General features: G+C 68.7%; 13 protein-coding genes. 3 read left to right on the forward strand and 10 right to left on the reverse strand.

All coding sequences use genetic code 11. The annotated features are described in order from the left end of the window. From A5692_RS00295 to A5692_RS00315, 5 genes are all read right to left on the reverse strand, one after another. Positions 1-482 (reverse strand): alcohol dehydrogenase catalytic domain-containing protein (locus A5692_RS00295; protein ID WP_156765851.1); only part of this gene is annotated, 482 nt, incomplete at its 3' end. 1 nt (position 483) lies between these two features. Beyond that, positions 484-1695 (reverse strand): cytochrome P450, encoded by a 1212-nt coding sequence (locus A5692_RS00300; RefSeq protein WP_068050970.1) that lies wholly within the window; start codon positions 1693-1695, stop codon positions 484-486. Positions 1696-1712: 17 nt separating this feature from the next. Continuing rightward, positions 1713-2417 (reverse strand): NIPSNAP family protein, encoded by a 705-nt coding sequence (locus tag A5692_RS00305; RefSeq protein ID WP_068050950.1) that lies wholly within the window; start codon positions 2415-2417, stop codon positions 1713-1715. After that, complete coding sequence (locus A5692_RS00310; RefSeq protein ID WP_068050952.1) at positions 2417-3007, reverse strand: hypothetical protein; 591 nt, start codon at positions 3005-3007, stop codon at positions 2417-2419. Before A5692_RS00310 ends, A5692_RS00305 begins: the two co-directional genes overlap by 1 nt. Positions 3008-3143: 136 nt before the next feature. After that, positions 3144-4313, reverse strand: a complete 1170-nt coding sequence (locus A5692_RS00315; RefSeq protein WP_068050954.1) for a CaiB/BaiF CoA-transferase family protein — start codon at positions 4311-4313, stop codon at positions 3144-3146. 205 nt (positions 4314-4518) lie between these two features. Here A5692_RS00315 and A5692_RS00320 point away from each other — a divergent pair, with 205 nt between their 5' ends. Together A5692_RS00320 and A5692_RS00325 are read left to right on the forward strand one after the other, a co-directional pair. Continuing rightward, positions 4519-5250: an SDR family NAD(P)-dependent oxidoreductase gene (locus A5692_RS00320; protein WP_068050956.1), complete on the forward strand. Its 732-nt coding sequence runs from the start codon at positions 4519-4521 to the stop codon at positions 5248-5250. A gap of 50 nt (positions 5251-5300) precedes the next feature. Next, positions 5301-5984, forward strand: coding sequence for a DUF427 domain-containing protein (locus tag A5692_RS00325; RefSeq protein ID WP_068050958.1), 684 nt, complete (start codon positions 5301-5303; stop codon positions 5982-5984). On the opposite strand, the gene A5692_RS00330 is transcribed toward A5692_RS00325, so the two are convergent. From A5692_RS00330 to A5692_RS00350, 5 genes are all read right to left on the reverse strand, one after another. Beyond that, a complete protein-coding gene (locus tag A5692_RS00330) occupies positions 5966-6628 on the reverse strand; it encodes a nitroreductase family protein (protein WP_068050960.1) in 663 nt (220 codons plus the stop codon). The genes A5692_RS00325 and A5692_RS00330 overlap by 19 nt on opposite strands. Positions 6629-6745: 117 nt before the next feature. Continuing rightward, positions 6746-7474 carry a ZIP family metal transporter gene (locus A5692_RS00335; protein WP_068050962.1) on the reverse strand — a complete coding sequence of 243 codons (729 nt, stop codon included), beginning with the start codon at positions 7472-7474 and terminating at the stop codon, positions 6746-6748. 82 nt (positions 7475-7556) lie between these two features. Continuing rightward, complete coding sequence (locus A5692_RS00340) at positions 7557-8738, reverse strand: acyl-CoA dehydrogenase family protein (RefSeq protein ID WP_068050964.1); 1182 nt, start codon at positions 8736-8738, stop codon at positions 7557-7559. After that, positions 8738-9658: an LLM class F420-dependent oxidoreductase gene (locus A5692_RS00345; protein ID WP_068050966.1), complete on the reverse strand. Its 921-nt coding sequence runs from the start codon at positions 9656-9658 to the stop codon at positions 8738-8740. The genes A5692_RS00340 and A5692_RS00345 overlap by 1 nt, the downstream gene beginning before the upstream one ends. Positions 9659-9674: 16 nt before the next feature. After that, positions 9675-10577, reverse strand: a complete 903-nt coding sequence (locus A5692_RS00350; protein WP_197514296.1) for an acyl-CoA thioesterase II — start codon at positions 10575-10577, stop codon at positions 9675-9677. Positions 10578-10743: 166 nt separating this feature from the next. Here A5692_RS00350 and A5692_RS00355 point away from each other — a divergent pair. Then, positions 10744-11482, forward strand: a 739-nt coding sequence (locus A5692_RS00355) for an SMP-30/gluconolactonase/LRE family protein (RefSeq protein ID WP_068050968.1), incomplete at its 3' end; no start/stop codon positions are given.

Raw genomic sequence — 11482 nt, forward strand, 5'->3', positions numbered from 1 at the left:
GCGAGGTGATCGCCAGCCGGCACGCCGACCACCGTCCCGGTGACCGCGTGGTGGGCTGGGCCTCCGGGTTCGACGGCATGATGGAACGCGTGATCAGTGACGGCGACGGGCTGGCGCCCTACGACCCGGCTTTGACCCCGGCGCAAGCGGTCGGCCTGCAACCGCTGGCGTGCGTCCTGTACGCCGTCGAACCCGGAGGCCCAGCCCACCACGCGGTCACCGGGACGGTGGTCGGCGTGCCGGCTGGCGATCACCTCGCCGGCGACCTCATGGATCGGGAAGCCGTCCTTCTCCGCCGCGCTGGCGCCGTCGTCGCCCGGAAGCCGGCCGCGGGCGCCATGGAAGGCCGGCAGGTCGCTGCCGCAGACGCCGGCCGCCGTGAATCGCAGCAGCACCTGGCCGTCGGCGAGACACTCGGGTGTCTTCTCCGGGATCGTTGTCCGCTCGAAGGCGTAGGGGGCGACGATCCGGTAGGACCACACGTCAGACCTCCACCGGGATGGTGTTCCATCCCCATTGGAAGCTGGAGGGGAGCCGCCGGGCGGCGTCGGCCCGGATCGCGAAATCGGGCACCCTGCGCAGCCACTCCTGCAGCAGCACAGCGACTTCGAGCCTGGCCAGGTGGTAGCCGATGCAGAAGTGTTGGCCGCGGCCGAAGGCAAGCGAGCGGCCGATGGGCCTGTCCCAGAGGAATTCGTCCGGTTCGGGGTACTCGCGTTCGTCGCGGTTGGCCGAGGCGAGCAGGGTGATGACACGCTGCCCCGGCCGGATGGTCTCGCCGTGAATGCTGAACGGCTTGCGCGCGGTTCGGGCGAACCACTGCGCCGGCGCGCAGAAGCGAATCATCTCCTCGCGCGCGATCGGCACGTTGTTCTGGGCGTCGGCGCGGACCGCGGCCATCTGGTCGGGCCGGCGGCTGAGCTCCCACAGCCCGTGGGCGACGATCTTGGGTACCGTCTCGGTGCCTCCGATGAAGATGCACAGCATCTGGGTGGCGACTTCGACGTCGTCGAGCGGGCTGCCGTCGGGCAGGCGGTAAGCGAGCAGGCCGTCCACGACGGCGAGCGGCCGCCCGGAGGGGTCCGCGCGCCGGCGCCGGACCGCCGGGAGCAGGTATTCGAAAAAGTTGGGCCGCGCCTCGGCGGTGTCCACCCCGACGCCGGGCTCGGCGAGGCTGCCGGCGTTGACCGCGGCCAGCACCTGCGGCGCGAGATCGACTGGTACGCCGAGCAGTTCGCATACGACGGACGCCACCACGATGCCGCCGAAGTCCTGCGTGAGGTCGAACGAGCCGCGGGGCAGCAACTCGTCGAGGCGCTCGTTGGCCAGCTCGCGGATCCGGGCCTCCCAGCCGGTGACCGCCCTGGGGCGCAGCGGCTGGGAGTGCGCGCGCCGGATCTGTCCGTACAGGTCCGTGTCGAACACGGCGTGGAACGGCAGCGGATGCAGCGGCGGATCGGCGACCGGTCCGGTGTTGTGCCTGGCCAGGACGGAGGCGGCCGGCAGCGTCCCCTCCGACGCGACGAACGTCCCGTCGTTGACCTCCAGCACCTGCCAGATGTCCTCGAAGCGGGACAGCGCGAAGGTGTCCCACTGGGGCATGTAGTAGACGGGATACTCGTCGCGCAGGATCCGGTAGTACGGCAGCGGATCGGTCATCACCCGCGCGTCGAACGGGTCGTAGGCGAAGTTCACGGCCTCTTGCTGCCGCATCACTGCAGCGGCGACGGCGGTAGGGCCTGCAGGATCGAGTCCTCCCAGCCGTCGCGCAGGGCGGGCGCCACGCTCATCCAGGTGACGATCTCGGCGGGCGGGCTGTCCTTCCACGAGGGGTAGTGGTCGGCGAAGCATTGCCAGCCGCCGTCCAGCGCCCAGTAGTGGATGACCTCGTTGTAGCGGAACGTCGTGGTGAACGAACCCAGCCAGCGCTTGCCGGTGCGTTCCGACCAGGGGACGTAGAGCCGCTCCAGCTCGCGGATGTAGTCGTCCTGACGCCCCGGCTTGGTCTGCATGATCTCCTGAATCACCAGCGGCGCAGTGAAATTGGCCTCGCGCAGCTGGGCGAGGGTTTTGTTACTGGGTCCGGGGTACATGATCCGGCCCTCCCCGGCGGCGCCGATGTCGGCCAGAAAGGCCGACCATTTCCCCGCCGCGGCCGCGTGACTGCCGCCGTGGGCCTGGGCCGCCCCGATCCGCGCGTAGTCGGCGAACCCGTCGATCTCCCAGATGATCGTCACCTGCGGCCAGTGACCGTTGTAGGGCGTGCTCTCCCAGATCGCGAACAGCCGCGCACCGAGCTCGTCCATCATCGGCCGGTAGGTGTCGGTGAAGACCTCGGTGAAGCATTCGCTTCGCCCGGAGCCGAGCGAGATGGTCTCGTGCAGATAGAGCAGCGTGTGCCGGTAGTACTTCTTCATCAGTCGAGCCGGACCAGGCCCGAATCACCGCGCTCGCAGGTCGCCAGATCGCAGAGCAGCGTCTCGGTGGAATAGACCGCGGGGCAATCGATCCCGGCCGCAGCCAGCGCATGGTCCTTGAATCTGCGCGCGGCCGCGCTGAGCGCGTACTGCGCCTTGGCCACTCCCCGATCCACCCGCAGGGGCCACCCGGAGGGCGCCCGGCCCCACAACGCGACTTCGGTCAGCCGGTCGTCGAGCGACGCGAGCACCTTGTCGCGCACGCGGGCGTCGGCGGCGAACGCCTCGGCGCTCACCGCCAGGCTCTGGCTCATCGAGCCCGGACCCGCCGCGGCGACGTGCTCCTCGAAGTCCACCGCCTGCACACCGAGGATCCTCAGGGACCGGGCGTCGCCGCCGTCCGGCAGGAGCACCGTCACCTGCCAGCCGGCCATCGCCCGGTCGTAGAGCCAACCTCCGGCCGACCGGACCACGTCCAGAGCGCTGACCGCGATGACGTCGAGCCGGTATCGCAGACACTCCCGGTCAGTACGGCCTGCTCGGGCGTCGACCCGGCTGCCTTCCCTGATGCCGAACGTTGACGTGACCATTGAATCCGTTCCTCACCGCCGCACCGAATGAGTGCATTGGCGTTTACCGCAACGCTTGTCCTGGGCTGGCGCCGCTCACGCGACACACCGGACAGCGTGACACTTGCGAGTAAATTTGTAAAGGTACGACCGCTGGTCACGAGTCGCGGCGCGCCCGGAGTTCGGCGAGCACTTCTTCGGTGTGCTGCCCGAGTTCCGGTGCCGGAGAACGCGGCGCCCACGGTGTGCCGTGGAAATCGGCCGGCGTGGCCACCATCGGAACGCTGGATTGCCCGTCCGGGACGTCGACTATGCCGCCCGCGGCGTGGAACTGCTCGTCGGCCACGACGTCTTCGAGGCTGTTCACCGGCGACCAGAAGAAATCGGGCTCGGCGGCGAACACCTGAGCCCACTCGTCGAGGGTGCGGGTGGCAAAGACCGCGTCCAACTCGGCGATCAGCTCGACCGCGTTGACGAACCGCGAGTACGCGTCGCTGAACCGGGGGTCGGTCAGCCACTCCGGGTGGCCGACGGCGCGACACAGCGGGGGCCAGTGCCGATCGCCTTCGAGCCCGACGATCCAGAATCGGCGCCCGTCGGCGGTCGCGTAGTTGTTCATGCACGGGTTGCCCATCGATTCGCGTTGTCCGATCGCGATCGGCTGGCCGGTGAGCAGGTAGGTGTTGAGGTCGAAGCTCACCGTGTAGGCGCCCTGGCGATACAGCGACGTGCTCACCAGTTGGCCGGCGCCGGTGCGCCCGCGGGCGACCAGCGCCGCGCAGACGGCGGCCGCCAGCGTCATGCCGGCCGAATGATCGCCCATGCCGCCGCGCTGGAAGGGCGGCGTGTCGCCGGGTCGGGTGAGCAGATGCGCCACCCCCGCGCGCGACCAGAACGCGGCCACGTCGTAGGCGGCCCGGTCGGCGTCCGGCCCGGTCTCGCCGTATCCGGTGATCAGCCCGTAGACCAGCCGCGGGTTGCGGGCCGCCACCGATTCGAAGTCGAGCCCCAGCCGCTGTAACGCGGCCGGCCGCACGTTCGTCACGAAAACGTCGGCGTCGGCGAGCAATTGGAGCGCGGTGTCGCGGCCCGCCTCCTCCGCGAGGTCGAGCACGACGCTGCGCTTGGAGCGGTTGTCCATTTCGAACGGCGGGTTCATCCCCAGGTCGCAGCCCAGCATCTTGCCGAACATCCGGCCCGGGTCGCCGCTCGGCGGTTCGATCTTGACGACGTCGGCACCCCAGTCGGCCAGGATGCCGCCGGTGGCCGGTCCTGCGACCCACACCCCGAGCTCGACGACCTTGACGCCCTCCATCGGTCCCGCCATGGGTTGGTCCCTGCCTTCCGTCAACCGGATCGTACGCAGCGGACACCGGACCCGCGGGTCGGCCCATGCGGCCGGCGCTCAGCCCTGAGCTGCGCACCGATGACTTCCCGCGCTCGGGTGCATCGGAATACATGCGGGCCTCAACGGCTCGCCGCGGTAGACCCTCGGGAGTGGGCCTGCCGGGCAACACGGAACGAGAAGGGAGATGGTCGTCGTGGCGACAATCTCGGGCAAGGCGGTTCTCATCACCGGCGGCAATCGCGGCATCGGGCAGGCACTGGTTGCGGATGCCTTGGACAGAGGCGCCCGCCGCGTCTATGTGGGCACCCGGAAACCCCTGCCGGACAACGGGGATCCGCGCGTGACGCCGTTGATCCTGGACATCACCAACGCCTCGCATCGTCGGGCGGCGGCTGAGCAGGTCGATGCTCTCGACATCCTCGTCAACAACGCCGGCCTTGCTTTGTACGACGACTTGAGCGACCCCTCCGCGCTCCAACGACACCTGGAGGTCAACCTTTTCGGCACTTACGCCGTGATCCAGACCTTCTTGCCACTGTTGGTGCGATCCGCGGGATCGATCGTCAACAACCTTTCGGTGAACGCATTGGCCCCGTTGCCGATCATCCCGGCCTACTCCGTCTCGAAGGCGGCAGCGTTCTCCATGACGCAATCGCTGCGCATCATCCTGGCCGGACAGGGCGTGCGAGTGCATGGCGTCCTGACCGGGCCCGTCGACACCGAGATGACCCGCGGCCTCGACATCCCGAAGGCCTCGCCGCGTTCGGTGGCGCGTGCCATCTTCGACGGGGTGGAGAACGACGACGACGAGATCTTCCCCGACCAGTTGTCCGGGTCGTTGGCCGCGGGCTGGGAGCGTGGCGCCGCCAAGGTGCTCGAGCGCCAGTACGCGGGGTTGCTCGGTGCGGACCACTGACCCGCTCCCGGCGCGTACCGGCTCGGCGCACCGAGGTCTAGCCTCACACCATGAGCCTGGTAGCCGGACGTGGTCCGCTCAGCAGTGATCCGGCCGGGCGATTCTCCCCCCCGCTGCCCGCCGACGTCGTCTTCATCGAGCCTCATCCGCGCCGCGTGCAGGCGCGGCGGGACGGGCGCCTGGTGATCGACACCGAAGGGGCGCTGATGGTGCACCGGCGCGGCCACCCGCTCGGCTATGCCTTCCGGGCAGACGAGGTCGGCGACCTGCCCACCGAGCCCGAGCCGGAAGCCCCGGGCTTCGTGCACGTGCCCTGGGACGCCGTGGACACCTGGCTCGAAGAGGGCCGCGAACTCGTGCACTACCCGCCGAATCCCTACCACCGCGTCGACTGCCGGCCCACCAAGCGGCGCCTGCGGGTGGAGGTCGCCGGCGCGGTGCTCGTGGACACCGACGACACCGTCATCCTTTTCGAAACGGCTTTAGAGCCACGCCTTTACGTCGACCCGGCGCACGTACGCACCGACCTGCTGAGCCGCTCACAGACATCGAGCTACTGCAATTACAAGGGTTTCGCGACGTACTGGTCCGCGGGTGATGCCGACGACGTCGCGTGGAGCTACGCGGACCCGCCGCCGGAAAGCCTGCCCATCAAAGGGTTTCTCAGCTTCGACCCCACCCGCGCGGACGTCGTGGCCGACCTGCCAGGTGGCGATCAGTCCGCCGGTAGGTAGCCGACCGACTGCGCGAACAGGACTCGTTGGTGGACCTTCAATCCAAGGTGCTCGGTGAGCCCGGCCCTGTCACAGTTGTGAAACCAGGCCGCGAGGCCGTGGGCGGCGGCGAAAAGGTAGACATTCCCGGCGATCAGCCCGACGTCGACGTAGTAGTAAGACTTCTGCACTTCCGGGTCGTGAAGTCCCGGCTCGTCGAAGCCGGCGGTATGGGTGAGCCGGTCAACGTCGACGACGTAGATCAGCATCGCCGGGGCCACCGTGACGCCCGGCTCACCTGGCGTCAGGGCGCTGGCGCGGACATCGCCACCGGTGATGCGCGCCAAGCGATGACCGGGCCCGTCGTACCGATAGGTCCCATCGGCGAGTGCGACATACAGATCGATCTCTTGAGAGTTGCTGGCCGACGCCGCCGTGCGTCCCGGCGCACCGAACGGACCCGCTTCCCGGTTGACGCCGTACGCTGACCAAAGCAGGTCGGAGAGGTCCCGGATCGACAGCGGTTCGGGACCGGATTCCCTGGTGGTCTTCCTCCGCATGAATGCGGCGACGATCGCATCGTCGGGGTCGCGGACCGGGGCGGGAAGGGGCAGCCACCCCTCGTCAGCGGCGTTGCCGGCAACAGCTTCTCTTGCGGCGTTCATAGGTTGTCTCCCGAAATGCTGATGGCAGAAGGTGTTTCGGGACGAAACTGGGCGCTTCGAAAGCTATTCGCCGATGCCTTCGCGAAGCTAGAGCCTTTCGGCCCTTGCCCGTCTCGCCTAGCTGGCCAGGCCGACGATCGCCAGCATGAACAGCACGCCACCGACTGTGCACGCCAGGGTCGCGGCCGTGCGATGCCCGGCGTGCGCCCTCGGCAGGATGTCGGCGCTGGCCAGATACATCAGGAAACCCGCGAAAAATCCCAGATACACCTCGAGGAGTCGATGGGGAATCGTCACGGCCAGCGTGAGAGCCGCCCCGGCCACCGGTGCCACCGCGTCGGCGCCCAGCAGCGCGAGCGCCCTCCGCCGGTCGTTTCCGTAGAGCGAGGTGACGGTGTAGGTGTTGAAGCCGTCGGCGAAGTCGTGGCCGATCACCGCGACCGCCACCACCGCACCCGCGGCGGCTCCCGCCTGGAACGCGGCACCGATGGCGAACCCGTCCATGACGCTATGGCCGATCAGGCCCGACGCCGCGAGGATCCCGACGCCGGGCGCATCCAGATCACCGGCCTCACCCGACCCGTCACCGCGATGGATGCCGACCGTGTGCTCGATGACGTGCAACACCAGAAAGCCGAGAACGAAGGCCACCAGTGGAGCAGGTATGCCGAACAGGCTCCATGGCGTCTGGCTCATCGCTTCCGGTAGCAGGTCGAAGCTCACCGCGCCGAGCATCAAACCGGCCGCCAAGCCCAGCACCAGGTAGCGGTAGGACCCGATCCGCAGCGCCGCGTAGCCGCCCAGCAATGTGGTGATGAACGAGCCCAGAGCCACGAGAACAACCACTGCGGGCCTACCTCTCTGCGACCGGTACCCGGTGAAAAGGTAGCGCTCTCGGGGAAGGTTGGCGCACCTGAACGCGCCGAAGTCACCCGCCGTAACTGGGCCGTCCCAGCTTGAGCGAGTGCTGGGCGATCATGTTGCGGAACACTTCCAGCGTCCCGCCGTAGATCCCCAGCGGCAGCGCCAGCCGGTAAAGGTGTTCTGCCGCACCGTCGGTCGCGGATCCGGGGGCCTCGGTGGGCAAGGCCGACGCGGTGCCCAAGATGTCCATCAGGTCGGGGGTGATGTCACGCATCGTCTGCGCGATCGCGACCCGCCCGAACATCCCGGGTGCGGACAGCGCCGCTTCCATCCGGGCGATGCCGCGCCCGAGCCGGTATGCCACCGAGTCGTCGTCCAGCGGCCGCCGGCTGTCGGGGCCGGGTAGAGCGGCGACCGCCGCGACGGCGTCGACGACTTCGGCCATCAGGTCACCATGCGCCGACATCGCGGCAATGTATTGCAGGCCATGGTCTTCCGGGTCCACTATGCCGTGCTCGGAGTCAAGCGCGGCGCGCATCACCGTCCAGCCACCGTTGACCTCGCCGATCCGGTAGAGGTCGTCGATCCGGACGTCGCTGTAGTAGACGATGTTGGTGCGGTCACCGTCCAGGGTGCGGATACCTTGGATCTCGATGCCCGGCGAGTCCAGCGGCACCAGGAACATGGTCAGGTTCCGGTGTTTCGGGCCTTGTGGATCGGTGTTCGTGAGCAGGAAGACGTAGCGGGCGTTCTGCGCGTTCGACGTGAACATCTTGGAGCCATTGATGATCCAGCTAGATCCATCCGCCTCCCGCACGGCGCGCGTCTTGCAGGTGGCGACGTCCGACCCGCCTTCGGGCTCGGTATAGCCGAGGCAGAGCCGGATCTCGCCGGACAGCACACCGGGCACGACCTGGTCGGCGAGTTCCGGCGCCCCGAATCGCCGCACCAGGCGGGCGACGACGGACGTGGTGCCCCAGTGATACCAGGGGGTGTGGGCCCTGGCGATCTCGAGCTGAAAGATTCGGCGCCGAACCGGGCTGAACCCGCCTTCCGATTCCAGCTTCCAGTCCGATGCCAGGTAGCCGGCCGCCCCCAGCGCCAAATGCACGCTCTCGTCGAAGTTTTCACCGAACTCCAGCTGCCGGTGCAGCACTTCATCGGTGACGTGCTTCGCGATGAATGCCCGCGTCTCGTCACGAAAGGCTTGGTCCTCGGGTGAGAGGTCGACGCGGGAGAAGTCCATCAGGCCGCGTCGATCACGAGGGTCCGGAACCGATCGAGTGTCTCCAGCGCGTGGGCCATGCTGTCGCCGGGGAGGTGAACGCTCACCCACGTCACGCCCACCTTGGCCAGCTGCTGAAGGCCGTCGAGGTAGGCGTCGGCGTTGAATTCGTCACTGGCGGGGCTGCCGCCCTCGAAGTTGGTGAAGGTGACGTCGATCCCGGACCAGTCCCGGCCCGCGGCGTCGCACCGGCGCCGCAGATCGTCGACGCCGTCAGTGAGGCGAGCCACCGAGTCGATCACCGCCGTGCCGGCGGTCTGCGCCAGCTGCGGCGGGGCGGGAAACGGGCACCAGCCGTCACCGTATTGCGCCACCCGCTGGCGCGCCGACGACGTGTTGCCGCCGATCCAGATCGGCGGATGCGGTTCGCTCAGGGGGCGGGGATGCGCGGTGATCCCCCGCGCGGTGAAATGCCGTCCCTCGTAGGTGATGTCGTCGCCGGTCCACACCGCGCGGATCACCTGCAGGGCTTCCTCGAACAGCTCCGCCCGTTCGTCGTAGCTGACCCCCAGCGCCGCGAACTCTCGCTTGAGGTAACCGACGCCCACCGCGAGCGTGAACCGGCCACCGGACAGCAAGTCCAGTGTGGCGCCGGACTTGGCCACCACGAACGGGTTTCGGTACGGCAGCACCACGATGTTGGGAATCAGCCGCAGCGCGCTCGTCGTCGCCGCCGCGAAACCCAAGGCGACGAAGGGATCCAGTGCGTCATGCCCGCCGGCCTCCAGCCACCGCTGCGAAGGGGCCGGGTGGTCGGTGAAGCCGAACCCGTGGATGCCGGCCGCCTCGGTGGCCGCGGCCACCTTCCCGATGCCGTCCCCGCTCACCAGCTCCGCGTTGTACGGATGGCTGTGCATCGGGTGTGTGATGGTGAAGCGCATGAAACGCGACCAGTCGCTAGAACCGTGCGCGCGAATCGATGGCCGTGTCGGTGGTGCGCAGCGGCCGGATCAGCGCCTCCTGCGCGAAAGAGCACAGCAGCTCGCCCTCCTCGGAATGCACCGTGCCACGCACGTAGGACATCCCCGCGCCGACCTGCGTGCTCTCGTGGGTGTAGAGCAGCCACCCGTCCCAGCGCACCGGCTCGTGGAACGCCACCGAGATGCTCATCGGTGCGGTGGACACGGTCAGGTGCGCCTGGGCGGTGCCGATGCCCGGATGCGGCCGCATGGTGGTGGAAATCCCCAGGTGCCCGGTGAAGTACGCCAGCAGCGCCTTGGCCAGGTCGTCGCGGGCGGGGATCGGGTCATAGTGCAGCCACGCGTAGAGCTCCGGCGGCCCGACCTCGTCGGGGCTGTTGACGTCGACCACGTCGACCAGCCGAAGTTCCCGTCCGACCATCGGCATCGGCGAGTGGATGGCCTCGGCGGGCGGGGCCACGGCGGGGCGCGGCAGATGGTGGCGGATGACGTCGCCGGTGGGCACGTCGGCCAACACCGTGATGCTCAGGCAACGCCGACCGTTCTGGTGCACGGCGACCACCGCGGTGGCGGTGGACCGGCCCTCGGCGACGACATCGAGGACGAGTTCGATCGGCGGCCCGACGGCGACGGCTCGGGAGAAGACGGCGTGCGCCGAGCGCACCGACTTGTCCGGGAATCGTTTGGCCACCGCGACAATCGCCTGGGCGAGCACCTGGGTGCCTTCCACGACCTGCCGTTCGTCGCCGCCGGCGATGCCGGTGTCGCCGGTGTACCGGTCTTGCCCGTCGGGGCGCACGTCGAACAGGTCCAGCAGGCCCTGCACCGTCCACTCGGTCTGCTCAGATTCCTCGGAAGCCGTGGTCAATTCGCACTCCACCTCTCGCGCCGGCAGGTCACGGCTCAGCGTGACACTTTGCATAGCTTTTGTAAAGCTTGGCTAACAACACCGGTCCCCCGGTCGCGCGATTGACACCGGTACCCGCGGTGCCTGACACTTTGGCGGTGTTTTGTAAAGCGGGAGCTGGGGTGAAGGGCATCGGGGCATGATTCCCGAACCGCTGGCCAACGGCTTCTGCTTCGGCGAGGGGCCACGCTGGTTCGAGGGCCTGCTGTGGTTCTCCGACATGTTGGGCGAGGCGGTACACACCTCCACCATGGGCGGGTCCCTGACCACGTTGCCGCTGCCGGGGCACGCCCCGTCGGGCCTGGGTTTCCGCCCGGACGGATCGCTGCTGATCGTCTCGGCCGAGGGCCGCACTGTGCTGCGTTACGACGGTGAAACCGTCGACAGCATTGCCGATCTCGGCGGCCTGGCGTCGGCCGATCTCGGCGACATGGTCATCGACGACGCGGGCCGCGCCTACATCGGGTGCCAGGCGCGAAGCGGCGGCGCGATCATCCGGTTGGATCCCGACGGCCCCGCCACCGTCGTCGCCGAAGACCTCGACTTTCCCAACGGCATGGTGATCACCCCGGACCGCCGAACGCTGATCGTGGCCGAGTCGGTCGGCCGGCGGCTGACCGCGTTCACCGTCGGTTCCGACGGCGGGCTGGCCGGCCGTCGCGTGTTCGCCGACGGCCTGGACGGGCCACCCGACGGCATCGCGCTCGACGCGGACGGCGCGGTGTGGGCGGCGATGACGCTGGCGCACCAATTCGAGCGGATCGTCGACGGCGGCGCCGTGACCGACCGCATCGACATGGGCGAGCGCGTCGCCATCGCATGCGCGCTCGGCGGCCCGGAGCGCCGGACGTTGTTCTTGTTGTCGAGCACCGAGGCGT

It is taken from the genome of Mycobacterium sp. E342 (assembly GCF_001667665.1).
Lineage (GTDB): Bacteria > Actinomycetota > Actinomycetes > Mycobacteriales > Mycobacteriaceae > Mycobacterium.